Annotated in this window: 21 protein-coding genes and 9 pseudogenes; 6 read left to right on the top strand and 24 right to left on the bottom strand. The window is 73.6% G+C overall.

The genetic code is table 11. From position 1 onward, the window contains the following. Positions 1-14 precede the first annotated feature (14 nt). From rpsO to WKH84_RS20435, 4 genes are all read right to left on the bottom strand, one after another. Positions 15-284, bottom strand: a complete 270-nt coding sequence (gene rpsO, locus WKH84_RS20450) for a 30S ribosomal protein S15 (RefSeq protein ID WP_341854920.1) — start codon at positions 282-284, stop codon at positions 15-17. A gap of 154 nt (positions 285-438) precedes the next feature. Further along, positions 439-909 carry a riboflavin kinase gene (locus WKH84_RS20445; protein ID WP_341854919.1) on the bottom strand — a complete coding sequence of 157 codons (471 nt, stop codon included), beginning with the start codon at positions 907-909 and terminating at the stop codon, positions 439-441. Next, the gene (locus WKH84_RS20440) at positions 858-1,181 is read right to left on the bottom strand and encodes a hypothetical protein (protein WP_341854918.1); all 324 of its coding nucleotides are present in this window, start codon (positions 1,179-1,181) and stop codon (positions 858-860) included. The genes WKH84_RS20445 and WKH84_RS20440 overlap by 52 nt, the downstream gene beginning before the upstream one ends. Positions 1,182-1,302: 121 nt before the next feature. Continuing rightward, positions 1,303-1,452: a hypothetical protein gene (locus tag WKH84_RS20435; RefSeq protein WP_341854917.1), complete on the bottom strand. Its 150-nt coding sequence runs from the start codon at positions 1,450-1,452 to the stop codon at positions 1,303-1,305. A gap of 506 nt (positions 1,453-1,958) precedes the next feature. Between WKH84_RS20435 and WKH84_RS20430 the strand changes: the two genes are divergently transcribed. Then, on the top strand, positions 1,959-3,326 hold the full coding sequence (locus WKH84_RS20430; protein WP_341854916.1) for a L,D-transpeptidase family protein: 1,368 nt from the start codon (positions 1,959-1,961) through the stop codon (positions 3,324-3,326). Between the two features lie 113 nt (positions 3,327-3,439). On the opposite strand, the pseudogene truB reads toward WKH84_RS20430, so the two are convergent. From truB to WKH84_RS20395, 7 genes and pseudogenes are all read right to left on the bottom strand, one after another. Continuing rightward, positions 3,440-4,387: pseudogene (gene truB, locus WKH84_RS20425) on the bottom strand (tRNA pseudouridine(55) synthase TruB). Then, a complete protein-coding gene (gene rbfA, locus WKH84_RS20420; RefSeq protein WP_341854915.1) occupies positions 4,384-4,908 on the bottom strand; it encodes a 30S ribosome-binding factor RbfA in 525 nt (174 codons plus the stop codon). Before rbfA ends, truB begins: the two are co-directional and overlap by 4 nt. Continuing rightward, positions 4,905-6,014 (bottom strand): hypothetical protein, encoded by a 1,110-nt coding sequence (locus WKH84_RS20415; protein WP_341854914.1) that lies wholly within the window; start codon positions 6,012-6,014, stop codon positions 4,905-4,907. Before WKH84_RS20415 ends, rbfA begins: the two co-directional genes overlap by 4 nt. Positions 6,015-6,079: 65 nt before the next feature. Then, a pseudogene (infB, locus tag WKH84_RS20410) lies at positions 6,080-8,972 on the bottom strand (translation initiation factor IF-2). Between the two features lie 96 nt (positions 8,973-9,068). After that, positions 9,069-9,446 carry a YlxR family protein gene (locus WKH84_RS20405; RefSeq protein WP_341854913.1) on the bottom strand — a complete coding sequence of 126 codons (378 nt, stop codon included), beginning with the start codon at positions 9,444-9,446 and terminating at the stop codon, positions 9,069-9,071. Positions 9,447-9,620: 174 nt separating this feature from the next. Then, positions 9,621-10,607 (bottom strand): transcription termination factor NusA, encoded by a 987-nt coding sequence (nusA, locus tag WKH84_RS20400; protein ID WP_341854912.1) that lies wholly within the window; start codon positions 10,605-10,607, stop codon positions 9,621-9,623. A gap of 1 nt (position 10,608) precedes the next feature. Then, a complete protein-coding gene (locus WKH84_RS20395) occupies positions 10,609-11,250 on the bottom strand; it encodes a ribosome assembly cofactor RimP (protein WP_341854911.1) in 642 nt (213 codons plus the stop codon). 127 nt (positions 11,251-11,377) lie between these two features. On the opposite strand from WKH84_RS20395, the gene WKH84_RS20390 reads away from it, so the two are divergent. Continuing rightward, positions 11,378-12,469: a DUF4439 domain-containing protein gene (locus WKH84_RS20390; protein WP_341854910.1), complete on the top strand. Its 1,092-nt coding sequence runs from the start codon at positions 11,378-11,380 to the stop codon at positions 12,467-12,469. Between the two features lie 22 nt (positions 12,470-12,491). On the opposite strand, the pseudogene WKH84_RS20385 reads toward WKH84_RS20390, so the two are convergent. Beyond that, positions 12,492-14,276 (bottom strand): annotated as a pseudogene (locus WKH84_RS20385) (proline--tRNA ligase). Positions 14,277-14,965: 689 nt separating this feature from the next. Here WKH84_RS20385 and WKH84_RS20380 point away from each other — a divergent pair. The 4 genes from WKH84_RS20380 (at position 14,966) to WKH84_RS20365 (ending at position 16,874) form a co-directional block, all read left to right on the top strand. Then, on the top strand, positions 14,966-15,592 hold the full coding sequence (locus WKH84_RS20380; protein WP_341854909.1) for a hypothetical protein: 627 nt from the start codon (positions 14,966-14,968) through the stop codon (positions 15,590-15,592). Beyond that, the gene (locus tag WKH84_RS20375) at positions 15,589-15,900 is read left to right on the top strand and encodes a hypothetical protein (RefSeq protein WP_341854908.1); all 312 of its coding nucleotides are present in this window, start codon (positions 15,589-15,591) and stop codon (positions 15,898-15,900) included. The genes WKH84_RS20380 and WKH84_RS20375 overlap by 4 nt, the downstream gene beginning before the upstream one ends. 96 nt (positions 15,901-15,996) lie before the next feature. Beyond that, the gene (locus tag WKH84_RS20370; RefSeq protein ID WP_341854907.1) at positions 15,997-16,602 is read left to right on the top strand and encodes a class I SAM-dependent methyltransferase; all 606 of its coding nucleotides are present in this window, start codon (positions 15,997-15,999) and stop codon (positions 16,600-16,602) included. Beyond that, the gene (locus WKH84_RS20365; protein ID WP_341854906.1) at positions 16,599-16,874 is read left to right on the top strand and encodes a hypothetical protein; all 276 of its coding nucleotides are present in this window, start codon (positions 16,599-16,601) and stop codon (positions 16,872-16,874) included. The genes WKH84_RS20370 and WKH84_RS20365 overlap by 4 nt, the downstream gene beginning before the upstream one ends. A 26-nt stretch (positions 16,875-16,900) precedes the next feature. Here the strand turns inward: WKH84_RS20365 and WKH84_RS20360 are convergent, their stop codons facing one another. The 12 genes and pseudogenes from WKH84_RS20360 to tsf all read right to left on the bottom strand — a co-directional run bounded on the left by WKH84_RS20360 (position 16,901) and on the right by tsf (position 26,905). Continuing rightward, positions 16,901-17,239 carry a GNAT family N-acetyltransferase gene (locus WKH84_RS20360; protein WP_341854905.1) on the bottom strand — a complete coding sequence of 113 codons (339 nt, stop codon included), beginning with the start codon at positions 17,237-17,239 and terminating at the stop codon, positions 16,901-16,903. Between the two features lie 121 nt (positions 17,240-17,360). Next, positions 17,361-17,555, bottom strand: a pseudogene (locus WKH84_RS20355) (DUF4081 domain-containing protein); the annotation flags it as partial. Between the two features lie 31 nt (positions 17,556-17,586). After that, positions 17,587-17,754 carry a hypothetical protein gene (locus WKH84_RS20350; RefSeq protein WP_341854904.1) on the bottom strand — a complete coding sequence of 56 codons (168 nt, stop codon included), beginning with the start codon at positions 17,752-17,754 and terminating at the stop codon, positions 17,587-17,589. Between the two features lie 4 nt (positions 17,755-17,758). Next, positions 17,759-18,795, bottom strand: a pseudogene (gene ispG, locus WKH84_RS20345) (flavodoxin-dependent (E)-4-hydroxy-3-methylbut-2-enyl-diphosphate synthase). A gap of 319 nt (positions 18,796-19,114) precedes the next feature. Continuing rightward, positions 19,115-20,456 (bottom strand): annotated as a pseudogene (locus WKH84_RS20340) (site-2 protease family protein). Between the two features lie 2 nt (positions 20,457-20,458). Continuing rightward, positions 20,459-21,661: a 1-deoxy-D-xylulose-5-phosphate reductoisomerase gene (gene dxr, locus WKH84_RS20335; protein ID WP_341854903.1), complete on the bottom strand. Its 1,203-nt coding sequence runs from the start codon at positions 21,659-21,661 to the stop codon at positions 20,459-20,461. Further along, positions 21,658-22,205: pseudogene (locus WKH84_RS20330) on the bottom strand (DivIVA domain-containing protein). The gene dxr and the pseudogene WKH84_RS20330 overlap by 4 nt, the downstream one beginning before the upstream one ends. A 109-nt stretch (positions 22,206-22,314) precedes the next feature. After that, complete coding sequence (rlmN, locus tag WKH84_RS20325; protein ID WP_341854902.1) at positions 22,315-23,589, bottom strand: 23S rRNA (adenine(2503)-C(2))-methyltransferase RlmN; 1,275 nt, start codon at positions 23,587-23,589, stop codon at positions 22,315-22,317. Next, on the bottom strand, positions 23,586-24,485 hold the full coding sequence (locus tag WKH84_RS20320; RefSeq protein WP_341854901.1) for a phosphatidate cytidylyltransferase: 900 nt from the start codon (positions 24,483-24,485) through the stop codon (positions 23,586-23,588). Before WKH84_RS20320 ends, rlmN begins: the two co-directional genes overlap by 4 nt. A 45-nt stretch (positions 24,486-24,530) precedes the next feature. Further along, the gene (frr, locus tag WKH84_RS20315) at positions 24,531-25,097 is read right to left on the bottom strand and encodes a ribosome recycling factor (protein ID WP_308740305.1); all 567 of its coding nucleotides are present in this window, start codon (positions 25,095-25,097) and stop codon (positions 24,531-24,533) included. An 85-nt stretch (positions 25,098-25,182) separates the two neighbouring features. After that, positions 25,183-25,934, bottom strand: a pseudogene (pyrH, locus tag WKH84_RS20310) (UMP kinase). 144 nt (positions 25,935-26,078) lie between these two features. Further along, positions 26,079-26,905 (bottom strand): annotated as a pseudogene (tsf, locus tag WKH84_RS20305) (translation elongation factor Ts). Positions 26,906-26,941: the final 36 nt, after the last annotated feature.

The raw sequence follows: 26,941 nt of genomic DNA, 5'->3' as shown, positions 1-26,941 counted from the left end.
AGCGGCGGAGGGGATCAACGGCGGATGCCGAGGCGCTTGATCAGCGCACGGTAACGCTCGATGTCGTTCTCCTGGAGGTACTTCAGGAGGCGCTTGCGCTGACCGACCATCAGCATCAGACCACGGCGCGTGTGGTGATCGTGCTTGTGGGTCTTGAGGTGCTCGGTCAGGTAGGTGATGCGGTGGGTGAGCGGCGCGATCTGGACCTCGGGCGAACCGGTGTCGCCCTCGCCGGTCGCGTACTCCGAGATGATCGCCTGCTTGGTGGCGGAATCGAAGGCCATACTGGTTCTCCTCAGGTCGTTGCGCGGCGCGCCGGGGCCTTCTGCCCCGGGCTCTTCCGACGAGCGGCCCCCGAGCGCACCTCACCCCTGCGGGTGGGCATTGGCTGGGGGCGGGATCGCTCTCCGCGGCCGATATGACGGCTCGGGAAGGATATCAGGAGCCCAGGTCGCTCCGGGAGCGCTCCGCCTCGAGAGTGCGGCGGGTCACCTCGACATCCTCGGCCATCTGCTCCACGAGCGCGTCGATCGAGTCGAACTTCAGCGTGGGGCGCTGGAACTCGACGAACTCCAGGCGCACGGTGTCGCCGTAGAGATGGAGGTCATGGTCGCCCAGCACGTACGCCTCGACGGTGCGGCGGGGCGCGCCGTCGGCCTCGAAGGTGGGGTTGGTGCCGATGGAGATCGTCGCCGGGGCGCCGGCCAGCGGCTCGTCCCCCGCGTGCGAGGGGTCCTGGGCGGTGACCGTCGCATAGCCGGCGTAGACGCCGTCGGCCGGGATCAGGCCCTGCGGCCGCGGGCCCAGGTTCGCCGTGGGGAAGCCGAGCTCGCGGCCGCGGCGGAAGCCATGGTGGATCACGTCGGTGACGGTGTGCGACCTGCCCAGCGCCTCGTTCGCGGCGCGCACGTCACCGGCGAGCAGGTCGCGCCGGATCCCCGAGGAGGAGATCCGGCCGGTGCCCGCCCCCTCGGGCCCGAGGTCCGGGGCGGTGACGACCTCGAAGCCGTACTTCTCCCCAGCTCGCGCATGGTGTCGATGTTCCCCGCGTTCGCGCGGCCGAACAGGGCGTCCTCCCCCAGCACCACGCACTTCGCACGAAGCCCCTCGACCAGGAAGATCCGCACGAACTCCTCCGGGGAGTGCTGGGCGAAGTCGAGCGTGAACTCGAGGTCGAGCACGCCGTGCAGGCCGGCGAGCAGGAGCAGGCGGTCGCGGTCCTCGTGCCCGGTCAGCGCGGCGTCGCCTCGGGCGAGCCCATGACATGGCGCGGATGCGGCCAGAAGGTGAGGGCGACGGGGCTCAGGGAGCGCGTCTCGGCGTGGCGGCGCGCTGGTCCAGCACGAAGCGGTGCCCCCGGTGGACGCCGTCGTAGTTCCCGATCGAGACCGCGGTCTCGCCGAGCTCGGCGGGCACCTCCAGGACGGAGTGCCAGATGGGGAGGCGGGTCACGACGCGCTCAGGTCCTTCCGATGCCGGGTGCGGTCCGCGCACCCGTGCTCCGCCGCGCCGACGGGCGGGCTGCGACGGCGGGTTCGCCGGAGGACACTGTAACGCTCGCGGGCCGGGGCCATCCGACGTCGCCACGGCACCGACGCCCCGGGGCGTGCTCCGGGCCACCTGCCCGAGTGCGAGCTGGACCTCGGCTGTTGCAGAGCTGTGACGAAGCTCGGGCCGGACATCGTGGTAGTACGCGGGACGCTCCGTTAGTCTCGGACGGAAGGCGGCGCCGGGGAGGGACCCCTGTGCCCTGCGGCGCAAGCCGAGGGCGGGCACGATGGCCGCCGGGAACGGATCTGGATCCATGACGAACGTGACCGATACGGCCCCGGGTGGCCGCGACCGTCGCCGGGTCGCGCTGATCCTCGTGGCGATCGTCGCCGTCCTCGCCGTGATCCTCACCGGCGGGGCGCTGGCCTACGCCAAGCAGTTCGAGGGCCGCGCGGCCGCCGGGCACCATGGTGCTCGGCCAGGACGTCTCCGGGAAGAGCCCCGAGGAGATCGCCGCCCTGGTGACCGAGCACGGCGAGTCCGTGAAGGTCTCGGTGACCGCCGGCGAGAAGCGGCTCGAGGTGCCGCTGGCGGACCTCGGCGTGAGCGTCGACTCCGCCGCGACCGCCGCCGCGGCGCTCGAGCGCGACGACTCCCTGCCCGCGGTCATCTCCTCGACCTGGTCCGGCGAGCACACCGTCGAGCCCGTCGTCGAGGTGGACGAGGCCGCCGCGGCCGAGTTCGCGAAGGGCCTGGTCCCCGAGGACATGACCACCCCGGTCGATGCGCAGGTCGTCTTCGACGAGGAGGCGCAGGCCTGGAACGTCGAGCCCGGCCGCAACGGCCAGGGCGTGGACCCGCAGACCCTCGTCGAGGCCGTGAAGACCAAGGCTCCCGCCCTCGAGAGCTTCTCCGTGGAGCGACCGATCGAGCAGATCGCCCCCGCGATCACCACCGAGGAGGCCGAGGAGGTCGTCGGCACGATCTCCTCGCTGCTCGAGCGACCCATGTCGATCTCCGGCGCCGACGGCGAGACCCATGAGGTCTCCGCCGAGCGCCGCAGCGACTGGATCTCCGTGACCCCGGACGAGTCCGGCGAGAACCTCTCCATCGCGGTGGACGAGGACGCGGTGCGCGAGTGGGTCGCCACCCGCGCCGACGAGGACGCCGTCGAGCCGGAGAACGGCATCGAGCAGGTCGACGAGGCCGGCGAGGTCGTCAAGGTCGTCTCCGAGAAGAAGGACGGCCTGGAGATCACCAACACCGACGCCGTCGCCGACGAGCTGATCACCGCGCTGATGGGCACGACTCCCCTGGAGGCCGCCTTCGAGACCAAGAAGCTCGAGGCCGAGGTCGACAAGGTCGACGCGCCGAAGGACGAGGAGGAGAAGGACGAGGAGAAGTCCTCGGACGACGAGAAGAAGGACGAGGAGCCCGCCGCCGAGCCGACCGGCGAGAAGTGGATCGACGTCGACCTCACCAACAAGACGGTCACCGCCTACGTCGGCGACACCCCCGTCTGGGGCCCGCGCTCGATGGTCGACGGCAAGGAGGGCAACGAGACCCCCACCGGCACCTACGAGATCTACCTGCGCTACGACCGTCAGGACATGACCAACGCGGCGTACTACGACGAGGACCATCCGAAGTACTACTACACCCCGGACGTCCCCTGGGTGCAGTACTTCCACCACGGGTACGGGTTCCACGGCGCGCCGTGGCGCTCTTCCTTCGGGTACTCCGGCTCGCACGGTCGCATCAACCTGCCGGTCTCCGATGCGAAGTGGCTGTACGACTGGGCCAGCATGGGCACCCGGACGGTGGTGCACCGCTGAGCGGTCCCCGCTCCCCCGCACGGCAGTGAGAGGGCCCCTCCCGGTGACGGGAGGGGCCCTCTCTCCGTGCGAGCCCCGGTGCGGCGGTCCCGCCCGCGGGGAGCTCGGGCGGCTCAGCGGCGGGTGTCCTCGGGCACGACGAGCCGGGGGTGCCAGTCCCGTCCCTCGCGGCGCAGGACGGCCACCAGGCGGCCGGCCGTATCGAGGGCCGCGACCGGGGCGTCCTCCGGGCCGGCGTGCGCGGGATGGGGCCGGGAGGGCGCTCGCAGCTCCTGCGCGGAGCGGATCCGCTTCCCCGTCCCGAGCGCCGCGGCCTCGTCCTCCGAGACGTCCAGGACCGGCGGCACGCGCGCGGCGATCTCGCCGAGCCCGTGCAGGGGCAGGTCCACGTCGTCGCCCTCGCCGCGGGCGGGGACGTGCACCCCGTCCTCGACCGCGAAGGGGCCGACGGCGGTGCGGCGCGGCGCGGTGAGGTGCCCGCCGACGCCGAGGGCGGCGCCGAGGTCGCGGGCGAGGGCGCGGACGTAGGTGCCCGAGGAGCAGTCGACCACGGCCTCGAGGTCGAGGTGCCCGTCCCGCTCGGTGCGGGAGAGGATCTCGAAGCGCGGCACGCGCACGGGCCGGGCGGCGAGCTGGACGTCCTCCCCGCGCGGGCGCGGGCGTAGGCGCGCTTCCCGTCGACCTTGATCGCGCTGACCGTCGAGGGGACCTGCTGGATGTCGCCGCGGAGCCCGTCGAGCGCCTCCTCGAGACGGGCGTCCTCGATCCCGGTGGCGTCGACCCGCTCGCCGAGCGCCTCGCCCTCGCGGTCGTCGGTCGTGGTGGCGCTGCCCCAGCCGGATCGTGGCGAGGTAGGTCTTGTCCAGGCCGACGAGATGGGTGAGCGACCGGGTGCCCTGCCCGACGCCCAGCACGAGCAGGCCGGTGGCCATCGGATCGAGGGTGCCGGCGTGGCCGACCTTCTTGGTCCCCAGCGGCCAGCGCACGCGGGCGACCACGTCGTGGCTGGTGCGGTCCTCGGCCTTGTCGACGAGCAGGATGCCGTGGGGTGCGCAGGTCACGCCCGCTCGTGCCCCGGGGCGGTGCCCTCGTCGTCGTCGAGATCTTCGACGTCGAGGTCCGCGTCGTCGAGGTCCTCGTCGTCGAGGTCCTCGTCCTCCTCGTCGCGGGGCTTGCGGTAGGGATCGGCCTCGCCGGCGTAGGCGGCGCCCTCCTTGGAGCGGGCGAGCTCCGCGTCGCGGCCGCGGGCCTCGCTGAGGAGGTCCTCGATGACGCGCGCGTTCTCGGGCACCGCATCGGCGATGAACTCGAGGGTGGGGGTCAGGCGCACGCCGGTCTGTCGGCCGACCTCGCGGCGGAGCATGCCGGTGGCGCTGTGCGGCGCGGCGGCGGTGCCCTCGCGCTCCTCGTCGGTGCCGAAGACGGTGTAGAAGACGGTGGCGTGCTGGAGGTCGCCGCTGACGCGCACGTCGGTGATGGTCACGAAGCCGAGCCGCGGGTCCTTGACCCGGGTGTCGAGCATGGTGGCGACGATGACCTTGATGCGGTCGGCGAGCTTGAGAGCGCGGGGGTTGTCGTTCATGGGATGGGATCCTCCTGGTCGGCGCCGAGAGCGGCGAGCTCTTCGGCGCGGGGATGGTCGAAGGGGACCGCGAGCAGGATGTCACGGTCGATGGACTGGTCGACGCGGTGGCGGAAGGCGCCGTCGGCGCTGAGCACGCGCGACCCGGCGCCCGCGAGCACCGCGCTCGCCTCGGCGTGGTCGAGGGTGCGGCGGTTGACCGCGAGCGCGACCCCGGCGCCGTCGCGCGCGCAGCGAGCGCCAGCCGGGCGCCGCCTCGCGCGCGACCTCGAGCGGGGAGCGCCGCCAGGCGCCGCCCGCGCGGGAGCCGTGCTGGACGCCGTAGGGCAGGTCCCCGACCAGCGCGTCGACGGAGCCGCCGGGCGCACCTCGCCCAGTCGGGTGGTGTCGCAGCCGAGCAGGGTCAGGCGTCGCCCTCCGCCGGCGCGCAGGGTCTGCTTGTCCGGGGCGAGCTCCGCCTCGGTCCGGTCGCCCAGCCGCTCGCCGTGCACGGTGAGCCGCGTGGTCTCCAGGGTGTGCTTGAAGCGGTGGGTGCGCGACCAGGTGCCGAGGAACGCCCGGTAGGTCTCCACGTCCTTGCGGTCGATCTCCGCGCCGACGGGGCTGAGCCCGAGGCGCGCCGCCCGGTTCAGCGTGGTGCCGCGTCCGCACAGCGGATCGAGCAGGTCGAGGGTCCCGTCGAGGATCCCTGCGCGGCGGGCGGACAGGGCCGCGGCGAGGTTCACCAGCAGGGCGGTGAACTGCTCGTTGGTCTTGCCGGTGTAGCGCAGGGTGGTCTCGAGGTCGGAGGGGTGGCGCGGCACGGCGGGCAGGGGCCGGGGGCGCGGCAGCGGCCGGTCCGGATCCTGGGGGTCCTCCTGTCGCACGTCGAGCACGCCGAGGGTGCCCGAGAGCATCGCCAGCGGCGCCTCGGAGCGCGACCCGCCCGTCGCGCCGCGCACCTCGAGTCCCGCCATCCCCCCGACCTCCCGGTCCCGCAGAGAGGGAACCGCGCCGAGATGGGCGCCGAGCACCCAGTGCGCCTCGGCGCGCGAGAGCGCCCCCGCGGCCTGCGCATAGACGCGATTGGCCGAGGGGGCGCGGAGCAGGAGGGACACCTCGCTCATCGTGGTCTCCTCCCCCGCCGGCGCGGCCGGGCACCCCGGCGAAGGGGTACCCGGTCGTCGCAGGATCAGCCGCGGGGCTTCTCCTGCATCTCGTAGGTGGTGATGAGGTCCTCGAGCTGGAGGTCGTTGAAGGACCCCAGGTTGATACCGCACTCGTAGCCCTCGCGGACCTCGGTGACATCGTCCTTGAAGCGTCGCAGACCGGCGATCTCGATGTTCTCCGCGATGACCTTGCCGCCGCGGGTGATGCGCGCCCTGGCGCCGCGCCTGATGAGGCCGCTGCGCACGATCGAGCCGGCGATGTTGCCGAACTTGGAGGAGCGGAAGATCTCGCGGATCTCCGCCGAGCCGAGCTCGACCTCCTCGTACTCCGGCTTGAGCATGCCCTTGAGGGCCTGCTCGACCTCGTCGATGGCGTTGTAGATGACCGAGTAGTACTTGATCTCCACACCCTCGCGGTCGGCGTACTCCGCGTTCAGGCCCTCGGCCCGGACGTTGTAGCCGATGATGACCGCGTCCGAGGCGACGGCGAGGTTGATGTTGTTCATCGTGATCGCGCCGACGCCGCGGTCGATGATCCGCAGGTCCACGCCCTCGCCGACATCGATGCCCAGCAGCGACTCCTCCAGGGCCTCGACGGCACCGGCCGCGTCGCCCTTGAGGATGAGGTTGAGGGTCTCGATCTTGCCGTCGGCGACGTGCTTGTTGAGGTCCTCGAGCGAGATGCGCTTGCGGGCCTTGGAGAGCGAGGCGGCGCGCTTGGCGGCCTCCCGCTTCTCGGCGATCTGACGGGCGGTGCGCTCGTCCTGGGCGACCAGGAAGGAGTCACCGGCGCCGGGCACCGAGGTGAGGCCGAGGACCTGCACCGGGCGGGACGGACCCGCCTCGGTGACGTTCTCGCCGTTCTCGTCGAGCATGGCGCGCACTCGGCCGTGGCCGATGCCGCACACGATCGCGTCGCCGACCCGCAGGGTGCCCTGCTGGACCAGCACGGTGGCGACCGGGCCGCGTCCCTTGTCCAGGTTCGCCTCGATGGCCACGCCGCGCGCGTCCTTGTCGGGGTTCGCCGAGAGCTCGAGGGCGGCGTCCGCGGTGAGCGGCACCGCCTCCAGCAGGTCGTCGATGTGCAGGTTCTCGCGGGCGGAGACGTCGACGAACATCGTCTCGCCGCCGTACTCCTCCGCGATCAGGTTGTACTCGGTCAGCTGCCGCCGGATCTTCTCCGGGTTCGCCTCGGGCTTGTCGATCTTGTTGACCGCGACCACGATCGGCACGTTCGCCGCCTGGGCGTGGTTCAGCGCCTCGATCGTCTGGGGCATCACGCCGTCGTCCGCCGCGACCACGAGGATCGCGATGTCGGTGACGTCCGCACCACGGGCACGCATGGCGGTGAACGCCTCGTGGCCCGGGGTGTCGATGAAGGTGAGCTGACGCTGGGCGCCCTCGTGCTCGACGTCGACCTGGTACGCACCGATGTGCTGGGTGATGCCGCCGGCCTCGCCCGCACCGACCTTCGCCTTGCGGATGGTGTCCAGCAGGCGGGTCTTGCCGTGGTCGACGTGACCCATGACGGTGACGACCGGCGGCCGCGGCACGCGGTCCGCCTCGTCCTCCTCGGCGAGCTCCGCGTCGAGATCGATGTCGAACTGCTCGAGCGGCTCGCGCTCCTCGTCCTCGGGGGAGACGATCTCGATCTTGTAGCCGAGCTCGTTGCCGAGCGACTCGAAGGTGTCCTCGTCCAGCGACTGGGTGGCCGTGGCCATCTCTCCCATCGCGAAGAGCACCGTGATCAGCGACGCGGGGTTGACGTCGATGCGATCGGCGAAATCGGACAGCGAGGCGCCGCGACGCATGCGGATGGTCTCGCCGTTGCCGCGGGGCAGCGAGACGCCGCCCGGTGCGGGAGCCTGCTGCTGCTCCCATTCCTGGCGCTTCGCGCGCTTCGACTTGCGGGAGCGGGCCGGCTTGCCGCCGCGACCGAAGGCGCCCTGCGTCGCGCCGCGACCGCCGCGACCGCGGGGGCCGGGGCCACCGCCGGGACGACCGCCCGTGCCGCCGCCACCGCCGGGACGACCGCCGGGGCCGCCGCCGCGACCTCGGCCGCCGCCCTGGTTCGCGTCGGCGAGGCCGCCGTGGGAGTGCTGGCGCATGATGCCCGGGGTGGGCATGCCGGGGCGGGCACCGCCCGGACGCGGCGCGCCACCGGGACGGGGAGCACCCTCACGGGGCGTGCGACCGCCCTGCTCGGCACCGGCGCCGGCACCCTGCCCGGGGCGCGGCGGACGCTGGCCCGGACGAGGCATGCCCTGCGAGGTGGCGAAGGGATTGTTGCCGGGACGGGGACCGCCCTGACGAGGGCCGCCCTGACCGCCGCCCTGGCCGGGCTTGCGGCCGGGACGGGGCATGCCCTGCGAGCTGGCGAAGGGATTGTTGCCGGGGCGCGCGGCACCGGGGCGCGGCGCGGGGCGCTCGTTCCCGGGCTTGGGCGCGGACGACTTCTCGCCGCCGGGCTTCGGCGCCGGGGCACCGGGCTTGGGGGCCGGGGCGCCGGGCTTGGCGGACGAACGCGGAGCCTCCGACGCGGGCTTCTCCGCGGCAGGCTTCTCCGCCGCGGGCTCGGCCGGAGCCGCGGCCTTCGGCGTCGGGGCGGCGGGGCCGGGCTTCTGCGGCGCGTTCTGGGTGCCGGGCTTCTGCGCGGCAGGGGCCTCGGCGGCGGGCTTCTTCGCGGCCGGCTTCGCACCGGGCTTCGGCGCGGAGCCCGGCGCGGGGGCGCCGGAGGTCTTCTTGGGGGCGCCGTCGGCCGCCGGGAACTCCTGGCGCAGACGACGGGCGACGGGTGCCTCGATGGTCGAGGAGGCGGATCGGACGAACTCGCCCATGTCCTGCGGCCTTCTGCAGGACGACCTTGCTGGGCTGTCCGAGCTCCTTGGCGAGCTCGTGGACGCGGACCTTAGCCACTTTTCTCCTGTCTCGGTCCGGCCGACAAGAGGGCTCGGACCATTAGTTCCTGAGGGTGCTCATGAGTGAGTACTCATCGGATGTCCATGGGTGCTTCTACCTGTTCCACGTGCGGGTGGGTTCGAAGGCCTCGAGGTCCCGGGCGAGGAGCCCGGTGTCGACCCTGCCGCGGAAGGACCGGGCCGGGCCGCCTCGCCGCAGGGCGAGGTCGAGACATGATGCGTCGGGGTGGAGCCAAGCCCCGCGCCCGGGCGCCGATCCCGTGGGATCGACGCGGACACGTGGGACGACGCCGTCGGGAGCGGGCTCCCGGACCAGTCGCACCAGTCGCTCGCGCGGAGCCGCCTGACGACAGCCGACGCATGTGCGCTCGGGGCGGTGTGCGGTGGAGCGTGCGATGACGCGACCTCCTCCGTTCCGAGCGCCTCCGCCCGGACGGGAGGGCGGTCGACGGGGGTCGATCGCAGTCTCCACTGGGCGAACAGCCTCCCCAGTGTAGCGGACGGGTGCGTCCCGGGCCGCGCTGCGGGGAGGCGTGCGACACACCTCGGCGTCCTGCGGGCCCCGCGGTGCGGACCCCCGGGCGCGGACCCCTGGGCCCGTGGCCCGTGCCCCGGGATCGGCGGCGCACGCCGGGCCGCGCGGAGCTCAGCCCTCGCCCGGCACCTCTCCCCCGCCCTCGGGGCGGATGTCGATCTTCCAGCCCGTGAGCTTCGCGGCCAGGCGGGCGTTCTGCCCGTCCTTGCCGATCGCCAGGGAGAGCTGGTTCTCGGGGACCACGGCGCGCACCGCCCGGCCCACCTCGTCGATCACGGTGACGGAGGAGACCTTCGACGGGGAGAGGGCGCCGGCGACGTACGCCGCGGGGTCCTCGTCGAAGTCGACGATGTCGATCTTCTCGCCGCCGAGCTCGTTCATCACCGAGCGGACGCGCGCGCCCATCGGGCCGATGCAGGCACCCTTCGCGTTCACGCCCGGGACCGTGGCGCGCACCGCCATCTTGGTGCGGTGGCCGGCCTCGCGGGCGAGCCCGGCGATCTCGACGGTGCCGTCGGCGACCTCGGGCACCTCGAGCGCGAACAGCCGGCGCACGAAGTTCGGGTGCGAGCGGGAGAGCATGATCTGCGGGCCCTTCGGGCCGCGGCGGGCCTCGGTGACGTAGGCGCGCGACCGTCGGCCGTGCGAGTAGTCCTCCCCCGGCACCCTCTCGTGCGGGGGCAGGACGGCCTCGACCTCGCCGAGGTCGACCAGCACCATGCGCGGGTCCCGGCCCTGCTGGATGATGCCCGAGACGATGTCGTCCTCGCGGTCGGCGTAGGTGCCCAGCACCGCGTCGTCCTCGAGGTCGCGGATGCGCTGGAAGATGACCTGGCGCGCGGTGCTCGCGGCGACGCGGCCGAAGTTCTCCGGGGTGTCGTCCCACTCCTCGAGGACCACGCCGTCGGCGTCGCGCTCACGGGCGATGACGGCGACCTCGCCGGTGTGCTCGTCGATCAGCACCTCGGAGTCGCGGACCGGATGGTCCGTGTGCAGGTAGGCGGCGTGCGGCGCCGAGCGGATCGCGTCCAGCGGCACGGGCAGGCTGATCTCGCGCTCGCGCTCGAGGGCCCGCAGGGCACCCATGTCGATGTCCATCTCAGCTCTCCTTCGTCGCGGTGGTCCCCGCGGTGGTCTCGGCGGTCGTGGTGTCCGGGTCGGCGGGGCCGGTCCCGGGGAGGTCGGCGGCGGCGTCGGCCAGCAGCTGCTCGAGGTCGTCCGGCGGGTCGAACTCGACCTCGACCCGTGCCGCGTCGAGCTCGTCGATCCGCGGCTCGAGGCGCTCGGCGGTCCCGGCGGGGAGCTTCCGGGGCCGGCCGCGGTCGTCCCGGCCGGGCTCCTGGCGCAGGTGCAGGGTCTCGCCATCGACGGCGAGCAACCGGGCACGGTGCTCGGTCCCGGCGGCGGTGCGCAGGGCGAGGAGGCGGCCGCGGCCGCGGCGGAAGTGGCGGGGCGCGGTGAGGGCGCGCTCGACGCCGGGGGTGGTGAGCTCCAGCGGCACCGGCTCCGGGCCCAGCAGGGCGTCGTCGGCGTCGATCTGCGCCGACAGCTCGCGGGACGCCTCGGCGACGGTGTCGAGGTCGGCGCCGCCGAGCTCGTCCTCGGGCAGGTCCACGACCAGGCGAAGGCGCGGCATCCCGCCCTCGCGCCCCAGCTCGACCTCCTCGAGCACGAGCCCGTGGGCGTCCAGCACGGCGGAGGCGGCCTCCCGCAGGTCGGTCTGGTCCTCGAGTGCGCTCATGGACTGATCGCCTCCTGCTCATATGGGTGACTTCGCCGCCCGGGACGTGCCCCGGAGCGTCGGCACCAGGATAGTGTCCACGCGGCGTCCGCGCTGTCACGGGGCGCGCGGATGCGAGAATCCTCCCGTGCCCGACTCCCTCCGCCCCTCCGATCCCCCGGCCCTGCTCGGCCGGCGGCGCCTGCTGCGCACCTCCGTCCTCGCCCTCGCGGCGGGAGCGCTCGGCGCGGGGACGCTCGGCGGTCGCGGACGGATCGCCCTGGGCGGCCCCGAGGAGTACACCCCTCCCCCGCCGGGCATCGACGACCTCTACCGCCGGGAACTGCTGGCCCTGCTCGAGCGGTCGATCGCGGGGGCCGAGGCGCTCACGAGCACCTCGACCGGCGGGGACCCGGCACTGGCCGCGGACCTCACCGTGCTCGTCGCGGCGCCGCCCGTGCGGCGTCGCGCCCTGCTCACCGGGGCGGAGCAGGAGCGGGAGGTCGAGGCGTCCGAGGACCCCGCTCCGGAGGCGACCACGGCGCCCGAGGCGACGGACGTCCCCGACGACCTCCCTGCGCCGCTCGCCGTCCTGGTCGAGCCGCGGGACCTCGCGTCCGACGCCTCCCGCCAGGTCTCCGGCTCCCTCGCACGTGCCACCTCCGGGCTCGCCGCGCACTCGGCCTGGATCGCGCGCGCCTGCGCACCTCGTCGGGGACAGGATCGGTGCCCGCCTCCCCGTCGGCCGAGGACCTCGTGCCGCGCCGGGACGTGCCCGCCACGGATCCGCCCTCGATCGGGGCGGAGGAGGACTTCCGCGGCGCGATCGAGCGGGCCCAGCAGGAGGAGTGGTACGCGGGCTACGTCCACGAGGTGCTCGCCGCGCGCTCGGAGGGCGAGGAGCGGGAGGCGCACCTGGCGCGGACCGAGCCGCACCGCACCCGTGCCGAGCGGCTCGCCGCCGTCGCCGAGGAGGACGGCGCACCCGTGGTGGTCCGCCAGGCGGTCTACGCGCCGCCCGGCGGTCAGCTCGACGAGGCGCCGCCGGCACGCTCCCGACGACGCTCTCCCAGGGGCTCCTGCTGGACCATCTCGCGCTCACGGGCGCGGCGCCCTTCGAGCGGCGGCCGCTGTCCATCGCGGCGGCCCTGGCCGAGGCGGAGCCGCTGGCCGGACGGGTCGACCGGATGGACCCGCGCCGGGCCTGGTCGCCGAGGACCCACCGCCCGCGGACGGCTGAGCGCCGCCCCGGACGGACGCGGTCAGGCCCCGCGCACCTCGGCGAGGACGGCGCCCACGACCTCCGCCGGGGAGACCTCGCGGATCGTGCCGCTCGCCCGGTCGCGCACCTCGACGGTGCCCTCGGCCAGACCCCGCCCGATCACCACGGAGGTGGGCACGCCCAGCGGCTCGGCGTCCTTGAACTTCACGCCCGGGGAGACCTTCGGCCGGTCGTCGTAGAGGACCTCGAGGCCGCGCGCCTCGAGCTCTGCGGCGACCCGCTCGGCCTCCTCGAAGACGGCCGGGTCCTTGCCGGTGGCGACGATGTGCACGTCGGCCGGGGCGAGCTGGCGCGGCCAGACCAGACCCTTCTCGTCGTGGTGCGACTCGGCGACCGCGGCGACCGCGCGGGTGACGCCGATGCCGTAGGAGCCCATGGTCACGACCACGGACTTGCCGTTCTCGTCGAGGACCTTCAGCCCCAGCGCCTCGGCGTACTTCCGGCCGAGCTGGAAGATGTGCCCCATCTCCATGCCGCGGGTCAGGCGCGGCGGGCCCGAGCCGTCGGGCGCCGGGTCGCCGTCGCGCACCTCGGCCGCCTCGATGGAGCCGTCGGCGGTGAAGTCGCGGCCGTAGACGAGGTCGTAGGCGTGCTTGTCCTTCTCGCCGGCGCCGGCGACCCAGGAGGTGCCGGGCACGACGCGGGGGTCCACGAGATAGCGGATGCCGGACGGCGCCTCCAGGCCCAGGCCCTCGGGGCCGATGTAGCCCTTCTTCAGCACGGGATGCGCGGCGAAGTCCTCGTCGGTGAAGGCGGTCGCGATCGCGGGGGCGACGGCGGCCTCGAGACGCTTGGGGTCGACCTCGCGGTCTCCGGGCAGCGCGATGACCAGCGGCTCGGTGGTGCCGTCGGGGTGGGTGAGGAGGTAGACGAGGTGCTTGAGCATCTCGTAGCGGGTCCACTGCCCGTCCTCGGCGACGCGGCCCTTCCCGGGGAAGGCCTCGTTCGAGAGGTCGGTGAGCTTCGCGATGGTGCTCGCGCCGGGGGTGTCCTCCAGGTGCGTCGCGGGCAGGGCCGAGATGGCCGCCTCGTCCAGCGCCTCCGGGGGCAGGGTGGTGACGGCCTCGACGTTCGCGGCGTAGCCGCCGTCGGAGACGACGAAGGTGTCCTCGCCGACCTCCGTGGGATGGAGGAACTCCTCGGAGCGGGAGCCGCCCATCGCGCCGGCGTCGGCCTGGCAGATCACGGTGGGCAGGCCGAGGCGCTCGAAGGTGCGCTGGTAGGCCAGGCGCGCGCTTGTCGTAGGAGGCGTCGAGCCCTGCGTCGTCCACGTCGAAGGAGTAGGCGTCCTTCATGATGAACTCGCGGGTGCGCAGCAGGCCCGCGCGGGGACGCGCCTCATCGCGGAACTTGGTCTGGATCTGGTACAGCATCGCCGGGAGGTCCTTGTACGAGGAGTACAGGTCCTTCACCGTCAGGGTGAACACCTCCTCGTGCGTGGGGGCGAGGAGGTAGTCGTCCTCGCGACGGTCCTGGAGCCGGAACAGCGTGGGCCCGTACTCCTCCCAGCGGCCGGTCGCCTCATAGGGCTCGCGCGGCTGGAGCGCGGAGAAGAGCACCTCCTGGCCGCCGATCGCGTCCTGCTCCTCGCGCACGATCTGCTCGACCTTCCGCGCACCTTCAGGCCCAGCGGCGACCGCGTGTACACCCCGGCGGCGGAGCGGCGGATGTAGCCCGCGCGCACCAGCGGCCTGTGGCTGGCGACCTCGGCGTCGGACGGGTCCTCCCGCAGGGTGCGGACGAACAGCGTGGACAGACGGAGCATGGGGCGGCCTTTCGGGATGCGAGGGGGCGCGAGCCGGCGATGGGCCGCGCGGGGCCATGCTACTGGTCGGCGCGGTCCCGGCGGGGCGAGGAGTGACCCTGCGGACGTGCATGCGGCGCCGCGGCGGCCCGTCGGTACGCTGACGGGATGCATCGACGACAGCGGCGGGCCCCCGCCCCGGAGGGAGCGGCGCGCGAGGCACGAGGAGGACCGGCGGGCGCCGGTCCCCCGAGCCGACGGCGGCTCCTGCGCGGCGCGGGCGCCGTCGCCGGTCTCGGCGTGCTCGGGGCGCTCGGCACCGGCGCGGTCGCGGCAGGGCGCTCCACCTGGAGCGCCGTCGACCCGCGCACCGAGATCCCGCTGCACGCCGGGACCGTCGCCGTCGGCGCCGACGGCGAGCGGGTGCTCGTCGGCGGTCGCGCCCCCGACCTCGCCCTGAGCCCCGGCACCCGCCTCGCCGCCGCGCCGCTGGAGCACTCCCCGCCCGGGACCGCGCCGCGGGGTTCGCCGCACGGACCGCGGCCTGGCGCGAACGGTCGCGCGCACGGCTGGCGGAGGGCGGCGACGCCCCCTCGGGGGTCGGCAACTCCGACGCCGGGGCCGAGATCTCCGCCGCGGGGACGAGCGGCGCCGCCGGGGACGCCGACCTGCTCGTCGACCTCGCGGACACCGCGCTCGCGGACCTCTGGGTGCTCGACGACGACCTGCCCGCCCCCGTCGCCGGCTGGACCGCGAACTGGCGGTACGTGTGGCCGCGCGATGCGGCGTTCTGCGCCGTCGCCCTGGCCCGGATCGGCGCGGCCGATCGCGCCGCCGACGTGCTCGCCCATCTCCAGGACCTCCAACAGGCCGACGGCTGGTTCGAGGCGCGCTACGTGCCCGGCACCGACCGCGCCCCCGATCGCCGCGCCCCGCAGTTCGACGGGACGGGGTCGCTGCTGTGGGCGGGCGCCGAGGCGGTCGCCGCCGCGGGCGCCGGAGGCGGGGCCGTCGCCGACCGGCTCGCACCGCTGGTGACGACGTCGCTCGCGGCCCTGCACCACGCCACCTCGGGCGGGACCGCGCCGCCGCCCGCCTCCCCCGACTACTGGGAGGTGCGCGAGGGCGCCGCGACCCTGTGGGGCGCGGGAGCGACCCTCGCCGGGTCGCGCGCCGGGGCGGAGCTCACCGGCTCCACCGGCGCGGAGGAGTCCGCGCGCTCTTCGCGCACCTGCTCGAGGGGACCTTCGGGCGCGGCGGCTGGCGGCGCTATCGCGACGGCGGCGGCGCCGACTCCGCACTCGCCCTGTTCGACGCGACGGGCCTGCACGACATGATCGATCCGGCACGCCTGGGGAGCCGCGGAGCGAGCTGTCCCGGCCCGCCGGCGGCATCGCGCCGGGCGCGGCCTGGAAGCAGGACGGGATCAGCTGGACCCCGTCGACCAGCCTGCTGGGCCTGGGCCTCGCCCGCGCCGGGGAGCGCCGGACCGCCCGCGAGATCCTCTCCTGGCTCGCCGCGCACCGCACCGAGCAGGGCTCCCTGCCCGAGAAGGTCGTCGCACGACGGCCGCCCGGCCCAGGTCGCGCCGCTGGCCTGGACCGCCGCGAACACGCCGCTGGCCCTCGACGCGCTCGCCGCCTGAGCAGCCGCACCGACGCGCTCGCTCCCCGCACCGCGCACCACGGCGGCGCGATAACTCGCTGGCACCACGGCCAGGGCGTGCCCTAGCGTGCCCGGCATGGACACCATCGGCACGCCCCACCGCACCGGCGCCGACGACGCACCGGCACGACAGCGCCTCTTCGAGGACAACCGCACGAACTGGGACGACCGTGCCGCGCTCCACGTCGCCTCCGGCTACGGCATCGAGGAGCTCGTGGCCGACCCCTCGCTGATCAGCCCCGAGGTCGCCCAGGACCGCGGACGGCTCGGGGACCTCACCGGCCTCGACGTCGTCCATCTCCAGTGCCACCTCGGCACGGACACGGTGAGCCTCTCCCGGCTCGGGGCTCGCCGGACCGTCGGCGTGGACCTCTCCCCCGGCTCCCTCTCCCGTGCCCGGGAGATCGCGGACCGCGCCGGGGCCGGGATCGAGTTCGTCGAGGCGAACGTGTACGACGCCCGGGAGGCGGTGACGGGCGACTTCGACCTCGTGTACACCTCGATCGGGGTGCTGTGCTGGTCGCCCGACGTCGCGGCGTGGGCACGGGTCGTCGCCTCGCTGCTGCGCCCGGGCGGACGCTTCCTGATCCGCGACGACCACCCGATGTTCATGGCCGTGGGCGACGACGTCTCCGACGGGCTGAGGATCGAGCGACCCTACTTCCAGCGGCAGCGCCGATGACCTGGGACCAGGAGGGCAGCTACGTCCCGGTCCCCGAGGGCACGCCCCGCATGACCCACACCGTCAGCCATGAGTGGAACCACTCGATCGGGGAGATCCTCACCGCGCCGCTGCAGGCCGGGCTGGTGCTGGACTCCTTCGAGGAGGTCCCGTACGCGGCCTGGTGCCCGTGGCCTGATCTGATGGTGCGCGAGGGCGACCGCTACCGGTCGCGGGAGGACCCGGACCGGCTCGCGCCGCAGTACGTGCTCACCGCCCACCGTCCCGCCTGAGCCGACGGGACACAGAGTCCGTCGGCTCAGAACAGCGACGTGGAGAGCTCCCCGACCTGACGGAAGCCGGAGGCGGCGTAGGCGCGACGGGCCGGCTCGTTGAAGTGGTTGACGTAGAGGGAGACCTGCGGGGCGTGGTCGCGGCGCACCTGGGCGACGAGCTCGGCCATCGCGGTGCGGCCCAGCCCGTGGCCGCGACGGTCCGGGCGCACCCACACGCCGTGGATCTGGGCGACGGGGCCGAAGAGCGCGCCGACATCGGCCTTGAACAGCACCTCGCCCTCCTCGATCACCGCATAGGTGCGGCGGCGCCGTATCAGCTCCCCGACCCGGTGGCGGTACGAGCGGCCGCCGTCGCCGAGCAAGCGGATCGATCCCGACCTCCTCGCGGAACATCGCCACCGCGGCCGGGAACACGGCCGCCGCGTCCTGCGGCTCGGCGGCCCGCAGTCCCGCGCCGGGCAGCGAGGGCATCAGCGCCGGCGGGTCCGCGAGCAGCGGCGGCTGGCTCCAGCGGTGCTCGCGCACCTCACGGTCCCAGGAGCGGCCGAGGGTCTCCCACAGCCGTTCGATCGCGGCACGCTCCCCCACCACCGAACTGGCCCGGCGAGGCCTGCCCGCCAGGTGCGCCCCGAACTCGTCGAGCGCGCGCGGCGTCGAGGACAGCGGCGAGAGGTTCACCCCGTGCCAGAGCACGCCCTCGGGCAGGCGGTCATCGCCCACCAGGGAGAACTCCTGGGCGAGGGAGGCGGAGCGGGCGGTCTCCCGCGCGCCGGGCCCCGCCGAGCGCGTTGGTGACCGGGTCCCGCAGGGCGAGTTCCAGCGCCGCGTCCACCGTGCCGGGGCGCACTGCGCGCAGGCGCCCGCCCCGCCGGAACACGGCCTCAGCCCACGGAGACGGAGGGGGCACCGCCGGCCGGGACGTCCTCGCCCATCTCGGCGGCGATGCGGTTCGCCTCGGCGAGCAGGGTCTCCACGATGTCCTCCTCCTGGACGGTCTTGATGACCTCGCCCTTGACGAAGATCTGGCCCTTGCCGTTGCCGGAGGCGACGCCGAGATCGGCCTCGCGCGCCTCGCCGGGGCCGTTGACGACGCGACCCATGACGGCGACGCGCAGCGGGACCTCGAGGTCCTTGAGCCCCTCGGTGACCTTGTCGGCGAGGGTGTAGACGTCGACCTGGGCGCGGCCGCAGGAGGGGCAGGAGACGATGTCGAGCTTGCGCGGCTTCAGGTTCAGCGACTGCAGGATCTGGTTGCCGACCTTGACCTCCTCCACCGGCGGGGCGGAGAGGGAGACGCGGATGGTGTCGCCGATGCCCTCGCCGAGCAGGATGCCGAAGGCGACAGAGGACTTGATGGTGCCCTGGAAGGCGGGGCCCGCCTCGGTGACGCCGAGGTGCGCGGCCAGTCGCCCTCGGCGGCGAGCTGGCGGTAGGCCTCGACCATGATCACTGGGTCGTTGTGCTTGACCGAGATGCCGAAGTCGTGGAAGTCGTGCTCCTCGAAGAGGGACGCCTCCCACTTCGCGGAGGCGACGAGGGCCTCGGGGGTGACGCGGTCGCCGGTCATCATGCGCTTGTCGATCGAGCCGGCGTTCACGCCGATGCGCGCGCGGTGCCGTGGTCCTTCGCGGCCTTGGCGATGTCCTTCACCTGGTCGTCGAAGCGGCGGATGTTGCCCGGGTTGACACGGACGCCCGCGCGTACCCGCCTCGATCGCGGCGAAGACGTACTTGGGCTGGAAGTGGATGTCGGCGATCACCGGGATCGGGGACTTCGCGGCGATCGCGACGAGCGCGTCGGCGTCCTCCTGGCGCGGGCAGGCCACTCGCACGATGTCGCGGCCGGCCGCGGTCAGCTCCGCGATCTGCTGGAGGGTCGCGTTGATGTCGTGCGTCGGAGTGGTGGTCATCGACTGCACGGTGATCGGCGCGTCGCCGCCGACGTACAGGTCGCCCAGCTTCACCTTGCGGGTCGTCCGCCGGGGGGCGAGGACCGGCGGGGGCGTCTTGACGGAGGGGATGCCGAGGCTCACGGAAGTCACCCCTCCATTATGGACCGCCGACGGGCTCCGGCGAGGCGAGGTGCGACACCTCCACCGCTCCTGCACGCACGACGTGGCCCGGGGCACAGCCCCGCGGGGTCCGGTGCGCGCCGCGGACGGGCCGTCGTCGATCGAGCCGGCGCCTGTCGGAGCGGCGCCTGTCGGGCCGGCGCCGGAGCACCGGGCGCGCGGCGGGTCAGGGGAACAGCGTGATCGGCTTGACGATGTCGGCGTAGAGCAGCAGCGGCGTCATCACGATGAACACGAGCGCGACCGCATTGGTCAGCGGGAGCATCCGCGACATGTCCACGGGCCCGGGATCCGGGCGTCCCCGCGACCGTGCGATCCGGCGTCGGAACCCCTCGAGCGACGCCCCGGCGACATGCCCGCCGTCCAGCGGCGCAGCGGGACGAGGTTGAACACGAACAGCGCCATGTTCAGCGAGGCGAGCATCGAGATCATCGTCCCGACCTTCTCGCGCGACTCGAAGCCGGGCTCGTCGGCGGAGGCGACCTCGCCGGCCAGCCGCGAGACGCCGACGACGCCGAGCGGCCCGTCCGGGTCGCGCTCGGCGCGCCGAAGGCGGCCTGCGCCACCTCGTACAGCCGCACCGGGAGGGTCACCACGATCTGCCCGGTGCGCACGAAGGCGTCCCACGCCATCGCAGGCACCTCGGCCGGGGACTGCGGGACGAGGTCGGGGGTGCCGGCCACGCCGAGGAACCCGACCTCCTCGGTGACCAACCTCCCGTCGGCGTCGCGCACCGCGGCGCCGTCCTCGTCCAGGACGGGGCGCGCGTCGATCACGAGGGTCGCCTCGAGCGGGATCTCCCGCCCGTCACGCTCGACGACGACCTCGATCGTGCGGTCGTCCGCGGCGCGGACGGCCTCGGTGACGTCCTCCCAGCGCTGGATCGGGGCGCCGTCGATCTCGCGCGCGACGTCGCCGGGACGGATCCCGGCCTCGAGCGCGGGGGCCGGGGGCTGTCCCTCGCAGGAGACGTCCGCCGGCGCGTCGGCCGGGACCACGCACTCGGAGACGCTCTGCACCGTCGGCGTCACCGAGGGCAGGCCGATCCCGCTGACCAGCACCACCATCAGCGAGACGGAGATGAGCAGGTTCATGGTGGGCCCGCCGAGCATGACCACGAGCTTCTTCGGCACCGACAGCGCCACGAAGGTGCGGTGCGCGTCCTCGGGCCCGTACTGGGCGGACTCGTACGCCTTCGCGTCCTCGGACATCTCCGTCATCTGCTGGAGCAGGCCGGTGGAGTCCTCGCGAATCGTGCCCTCGGGCTCGCCCTTGTGCGGCGGGTACATGCCGATCATCCGGATGTAGCCGCCCAGCGGGATGGCCTTCAGCCCGTACTCGGTCTCGCCGCGGGTGCGGGAGAGGACCGTCGGCCCGAAGCCGATCATGTACTGGGTGACACGGACCCCGAACAGCTTCGCGGGGACCAGGTGCCCGATCTCGTGCGGCGCGATCGAGAGGGCGAGCCCCGCGGCGATGACGACGACGCCGAGCGCGAACAGCGGCATGCTCAGCGCGCCCGGGCCGCGAGGAGCTCGGCCGCGGCGGCGCGCGCCCAGGACTCGAGCTCGAGGAGGGCATCGACGCCGTCGGCGCGCTCCGCGCGCGGCCGCGTCGGGAGCTCGAGCACCGCCCGGATCAGCCCGGTGATGCCGAGGAAGTCGAGGCGCCCGTCGAAGAAGGCGTCGACCGCCTCCTCGTTCACGGCGTTGTACACGGCCATCGCTCCCCCGCCCTCGCGGTGCGCGGCGCGGGCCAGCGCGATCGCGTCGAAGGTGTCCTCGTCCACGGGCTCGAAGGTCCAGGACTGCGCGGCGGAGAAGTCCAGCGGGGCGGCGAGTCCGGGGAGCTTCTCGGGATGGGCGAGGGCCCAGCCGATCGCGTGGCGCATGTCCGGCGGGCTCGCCTGGGCGATCGTGGAGCCGTCGACGAGCGTGACCATCGAGTGGACGATCGACTGGGGGTGGACGACCACCTGCACGCGTTCCTCCGGCAGGTCGAACTGGAAGCAGGCCTCGATCACCTCGAGCGCCTTGTTCACCAGGGTCGCGGAGTTCGTGGTGATGACCCGGCCCATCGACCAGGTGGGGTGGGCGAGCGCCTGCTCGGGGGTGACGCCGTCGAGCTCGGCGCGGGTGCGGCCGCGGAAGGGCCCTCCGGAGGCGGTGACCACGAGGTGGTCGATCTGGTCGTGGCGCACCCCGGCCAGGGCCTGCGCGATCGCGGTGTGCTCGGAGTCGACGGGGAGGATCTGCCCGGGCGCGGCGGCGCCCGTGACCAGGTCTCCGCCGACGACGAGGGACTCCTTGTTCGCCAGCGCGAGCCGGGCCCCGGAACGGAGCGCGGCGAGGGTGGGCAGCAGGCCGACGGAGCCGGTGATCGCGTTGAGCACCACGTCCTGCACGCCGAGGGACCCGGCGAGCTCGACGACCGCCTCGGCGCCCGCGCTGATCCGCGGCGCGGGGAGGCCGACGGCGGAGCAGGCCGCCTCGACGGCCTCGCGCACCGCGACGGCCCGGGCGGGATCGGAGACGACGAGCTCGGCGGGGCGGTGCGCGAGCACCTGCTCGGCGACGAGGCCGGGCCGGGTGCCGCCGACGGCGAGGCCGTGGAGGGTCGCGACGTCCCCGTAGCGGGCGAGGACGTCGAGCGCCTGCGTGCCGATGGAGCCGGTGGACCCCAGCAGGACCAGGCGCCGGGGGACGGCGGTCACGGCACGGAGGCCATCACGTCCGCGACATGGTCGAGGTACACATCGACCACGGCCTCGCGGTAGCCCTCGGGGCCGCGGCGGCGGCCGAAGGCGGCGCGGCGCACGTCGTCCACGCTCATCGGGTGGCCGTCGGTGAAGTAGGCGACGAGCTGGTCGCACAGGGCGTCGACGTCGCCCTTGTCGTAGGCGGGCTCGCCCTGCGCGGCCGGGGCGAAGCGGTCGCCCGCGGGGCGCTCGAGCCGCTCCTTGAGCGTCTCGGCGCGCTCGGTGAGTGCGCGACCCATGCCTCCTCGCCCTGGGCGGCGATGGCGTCGTCGCGGGCCTGCGGCGCGAACGCGTCGGAGAGGCGGTCCAGCGCCTCGTCGACCACGCGCATGTCGTAGCCGCCGCGCTCGGTGCCGAAGCTCGCCGCGGTGATGTCGGAGCCGTCGAAGGACGGGTCGCGGCCCTCGTAGGCCTTGCGGGCGCGGGAGAGGAACTCGTCGACCTCGCGCATGTCGTATCCGACGCTGAAGCGCGAGACACGCTCGAACGATGTGCTCACCTGGTGGTCCTTCCTCGGTGCTGTCGGTGTCCCACTGTAGCGGCGCGGGAGGGGTGTGTCGGGGAGGCGTGCTGGGCCCGGCGGTCCCGGACGGGGCCGGGTCGCGGCGTCAGTCGGCGACGGACGAGGCGACCGCCTCGACCCGGGCGACGCGCGCCTCGCGGTCCTCGCGATGGGCGTCGGACTCGATCACCTCGGCGGCGAGCTGGCCGCAGGCGCCGTCGATGTCGGAGCCGCGGGTGTCGCGGATCGTGGCGGAGATGCCGTTGTCCCGCAGGATCTCCACGAAGCGCTTCTCGACCAGGGGATCCGAGGCGGTCCACTTCGAGCCCTTGACGGGGTTCAGCGGGATGGGGTTGACGTGGATCCAGTGCGCCCCGCCCTTGGCGATCAGCCGGTCGGCGAGCGACTGGGCGCGGTGGGCCTGGTCGTTGATGTCCCGGATCAGCGCGTACTCGATGGAGACCCGTCGGCCGGTGGTCTCGAAGTACTCCCAGGCCGCATCGAGGATCTCGTCGACGTCGAAGCGGGTGTTGATCGGCACCAGCTCGTCACGCGGCGCATCGTCCGGGGCGTGCAGCGAGACCGCGAGGGTGACCGGGATCTTCTCCGCGGTGAGCTTGCGGACCGCCGGGGCGAGGCCGACGGTGGAGACGGTGATGTGGCGGGCGCCCATCCCGAACCCCTCCGGGGCCGGGGCGTTCAGCCGCTTGCAGGTGGTCGCGACGGGGCGGTAGTTCGCCAACGGCTCCCCCATGCCCATGAACACGATGTTCGAGACGCGGCCGGGGCCGCCGGGCGACTCGCCGCTCGCGAGCATCCGGTTCGCGATCCGCACCTGCTCGAGGATCTCGGCGGTGGAGAGGTTGCGGGTCAGGCCCATCTGCCCGGTCGCGCAGAAGGGGCAGTTCATGCCGCGACCCGCCTCCGAGGAGATGCACAGGGTGACCCGGTCGCTGTAGCGCATGAGCACGGACTCGACCATCGGGCCGTCGAACAGCTTCCACAGGAACTTCTGCGTGGCGCCGTGGTCCGCGCTCTGGCGCGAGACGACGCTCAGCAGCGGCGGGAAGAAGCGGTCCACGAGCCGCTGGCGGAGGTCCTTGGGGATGTCGGTGAGGTCCTCGGGATCCGTGGTGAAGTGCTCGAAGTAGTGCACCGAGAGCCGCTTGGCGCGGAAGCCGGGCAGGCCCATCTCCTTCACCGCCTCGATCCGCTCCTCGAGCGTGAGGTCGGCCAGGTGCGCCGGCGGCTTCCCACGACGGGTGGGACGCGGCTGCGGCTGGCCGGGGGCGAGGGCGACCTTCTGCCCGGGGACGGCCTCGCGGGAGAGGTCGGGGTTGCTCGTCCCTGCGGCAGGGGTGCGAGGCGGGGTCTCGTTCATGGCGGCAGTACCTCCAGCATGACGTAGGTGGTGGGGGCGGCAAGGAGGATCGAGTCCACCCGGTCCAGCACGCCCCCGTGGCCGGGCAGCAGGTGCCCCATGTCCTTGATCCCGAGGTCCCGCTTCAGCAGCGACTCGGCGAGGTCCCCGCAGGTGGAGACCACGACCAGCACCGCACCGATCGCGACTCCCACCCACCAGGGCGGCTCGAGCGCGAGCACCGCGATCAGGGTGACCATCGCGGTGCCGAGCACGAGCGAGCCCGCGAAGCCCTCCCAGCTCTTCTTCGGGCTGATGCCGGGCGCCATCGGGTGGCGGCCGAAGAGCACCCCGGCGATGTAGCCGCCGACGTCGTTGCCGACGGGGCCGAGCACGGCGAGCGGCACCAGCATCGCTCCCTGGTCCCGCTGCATCAGCAGGAGCAGGAAGCGACCGAGGAAGGGCACCCAGGCCAGGGCGAACACTCCCCCGGCGACGTCGCGCAGGGCGGTCAGGCCCATCGACTCGCTGACCCGCCACAGGATCAGCACGCAGACCGCGGCGGCGGTGGAGAGCATCAGCCCCTCCGCCCCGAACACGACGGTCGAGACGACCATCCCGATCACGCCGACCAGCGGCGGCACAGCCGGGACCTCGAGCCCTCCGTGGGCGAGCGCCCGGGTGAGCTCGAGCACCGCGGCGACCATCGCGATGGCCGCGACGACCGGGAACGCCTGCGGCACCACCAGCACGGACAGCGCCAGCACCGCCACGAGCGCGAGGCCGACGCCGATCGCGGCGGGGAGGTTCCGGCCGGGGCCGCGCCGCTTGGCGTGCTCGCCTTCCGGCGCGACAGCGACCGCCTCGACGGAGGTCGAGGCGGTCGCTGCGGCGGGGTCCGGCGCGGAGGTGCTCATCGCGGAGCGCTCACGGTCTGCACGGCGGGGCGGTGGCTCCGCGGCTCAGACGGTCTGGAGCTCGGTCTCCTTGAGGGCGAGCGCCTCGTCGACCTGCTCGATGAACTTCTTGGTCAGGGCCTCGAGGTCCTTCTCGGCGCGTGCGCCCTCGTCCTCGCCGATCTCCCCGTCCTTCACCAGCTTCTCGATGGCCTTCTTCGCGTTGCCGCGGGAGCCGCGGATCGCGATGCGGCCGTCCTCGGCCTTGGTGCGGGCGAGCTTGATGTAGTCGCGGCGGCGCTCCTCGGTCAGCGCCGGCAGGACCACGCGCAGGGTGTCGCCGTTGTTGGTGGGGTTCACGCCGAGATCGGACTCGCGCAGGGCGGTCTCGGTCGCGGACATCGCCGTCTTGTCGTAGGGGGTGACGATGACGGTGCGGGCCTCGGGGAACTGCAGCGAGGCCAGCTGGTTCAGCGGGGTCGGCGCGCCGTAGTACTCGACCGTGATCCCCTGGAACATCGCGGCGCTCGCCCGGCCGGTGCGGATCGCGGTGAACTCGTCCTTGGTCACCTCGACGGTCTTGGTCATCTTGGACTGGGCGTCCTTCAGGATGCTCGCGGTGTCGTCGCTCACGGGGTGCTCCTCGGTTGTCGAAGGGTGTTCGGGTCCATTGTCCCGCACGTCGCGGCGTCCGGGCGCCGCGACCTGCGGGCCGGTGTCACTTGGTGACGACGGTGCCGATCCGGTCGCCGCGCATCGCCCGGGTGATGTTCCCCGGGGTGTCGAGGCCGAAGACCATCATCTGCTGGGCGTTGTCCATGCAGAGGCTGAAGGCGGTGGAGTCCACGACCTTGAGGCCGCGCTGGAGCGCGTCGCCGTAGGTGACGTGCTCGAGCTTCGTGGCGTCGGGGTTGGTGCGGGGGTCGGCGTCGTAGACGCCGTCGACGCCGTTCTTCGCCATCAGGACCTCCTCGCGACCGATCTCGAGCGCGCGCTGGACGGCGACGGTGTCGGTGGAGAAGTAGGGCATGCCGGCGCCGGCGCCGAAGATGACCACGCGCCCCTTCTCCAGGTGGCGCACCGCGCGCGCGGGATGTACGGCTCGGCGACCTGGCCCATCTCGATCGCGGTCTGGACCCGGGTGGAGACCCCGCGCCGCTCGAGGAAGTCCTGCAGGGCGAGGCAGTTCATGACCGTGCCGAGCATGCCCATGTAGTCCGCGCGACGGCGGTCCATGCCGCGCTGGGACAGCTCGGCGCCGCGGAAGAAGTTGCCGCCGCCGACGACGATCGCGCACTGGACGCCCTGGGCCACGCCCTCGGCGATCTCCGCTGCGATGCGGGAGACCACATCGGGGTCGACGCCCACGGCGCCTCCGCCGAAGGCCTCGCCCGAGAGCTTCAGGAGGACGCGTCGCCCGTCCTGTCGCTTGGGCAGAACAGGGATGGGGGACGTGAACGTCTGGGTCATGGGAGGGGTCCTTCCGCGCGGGGTCCTCGGCGATGATACCGGCGCGGCCCCGCACCGATGGTGCGGGGCCGCGGGGCGGTGGCCACGCTCACGTGGCCGGCGGCCGGGGAGGACGCGCAGTGCGCCCGGCCCGGCCCGGTGGCGTCAGTTGCCGACGCGGAAGCGGACGAAGCCGGTGACGGTGCCGCCGGCCTCCTCGACGACCTGGCCGACGGACTTCTTCGGGTCCTTCGCGAAGGCCTGGTCGAGCAGGACGTTCTCCTTGTAGAACCCGTTCAGGCGGCCCTCGACGATCTTGGGGATCGCCTTCTCGGGCTTGCCCTCGTTCTCAGCGGTCTCCTGCGCGATGCGGCGCTCGTTCTCGACGAGCTCGGCGGGGACCTCGTCGCGGGTCAGGTACGCGGGGGTGAACGCCGCGATGTGCATCGCCACGTCGCGCGCGACCTCGGCGCCGGCCGCGTCGGTCGCGACCAGCACGCCGACCTGCGGGGGCAGGTCCTTGTTGGTGCGGTGCATGTACTCGGTGACGGCCTCGCCGGAGACGCGGCCGATGCGGCGCACCAGGATCTTCTCGCCCATGGACGCACCGGCGTTGGTCAGCGCCTCGCCGAAGGGGGTCTCGGCGAGCTGCTCGGGCTCGGTGGCGCCGGACTCGACGGCGGCGGCCACGGCCTCGTCGCCGAGCGCCACGAACTTGTCGTTCTTGGCGACGAAGTCGGTCTCGGAGTTGAGCTCGACGAGGGTGCCGGTGCGGCCCTCGGCGCTGTCGCGGATGTCGAAGGCGATGAGGCCCTCGGAGGCGGTGCGGCCCTCGCGCTTGGCGATGCCCTTGAGGCCCTTGACGCGGATGACCTCGACGGCCTTGGCCTTGTCGCCGTCCGCCTCGTCGAGCGCCTTCTTGACGTCGAGCATGCCCGCGCCGGTGGCCTCGCGGATCTCCTTGATGTCTGCTTTGCCGTGTAGTTGGCCATGTTCCTCTTCCTTGTGGGAGCCGCTTCGGGAGGTGG

Source organism: Brachybacterium sp. GPGPB12 (genome assembly GCF_038396325.1).
GTDB lineage: Bacteria > Actinomycetota > Actinomycetes > Actinomycetales > Dermabacteraceae > Brachybacterium > Brachybacterium conglomeratum.
Note: the sequence above shows the minus strand (reverse complement) of the source record. Positions and strands in the feature narration are given on the sequence as shown.

Coding starts and splice junctions, on each gene's coding strand:
- nusA (WP_341854912.1), bottom strand. CDS start 10,607: ATGGACATCGACATGGGTGCCCTGCGGGCCCTCGAGCGCGAGCGCGAG.
- WKH84_RS20320 (WP_341854901.1), bottom strand. CDS start 24,485: ATGAGCACCTCCGCGCCGGACCCCGCCGCAGCGACCGCCTCGACCTCC.
- rpsO (WP_341854920.1), bottom strand. CDS start 284: ATGGCCTTCGATTCCGCCACCAAGCAGGCGATCATCTCGGAGTACGCG.
- WKH84_RS20365 (WP_341854906.1), top strand. CDS start 16,599: ATGACCTGGGACCAGGAGGGCAGCTACGTCCCGGTCCCCGAGGGCACG.
- WKH84_RS20375 (WP_341854908.1), top strand. CDS start 15,589: ATGATCGATCCGGCACGCCTGGGGAGCCGCGGAGCGAGCTGTCCCGGC.
- WKH84_RS20430 (WP_341854916.1), top strand. CDS start 1,959: ATGGTGCTCGGCCAGGACGTCTCCGGGAAGAGCCCCGAGGAGATCGCC.
- WKH84_RS20395 (WP_341854911.1), bottom strand. CDS start 11,250: ATGAGCGCACTCGAGGACCAGACCGACCTGCGGGAGGCCGCCTCCGCC.
- WKH84_RS20370 (WP_341854907.1), top strand. CDS start 15,997: ATGGACACCATCGGCACGCCCCACCGCACCGGCGCCGACGACGCACCG.
- rbfA (WP_341854915.1), bottom strand. CDS start 4,908: ATGAACGACAACCCCCGCGCTCTCAAGCTCGCCGACCGCATCAAGGTC.
- WKH84_RS20415 (WP_341854914.1), bottom strand. CDS start 6,014: ATGAGCGAGGTGTCCCTCCTGCTCCGCGCCCCCTCGGCCAATCGCGTC.
- rlmN (WP_341854902.1), bottom strand. CDS start 23,589: ATGAACGAGACCCCGCCTCGCACCCCTGCCGCAGGGACGAGCAACCCC.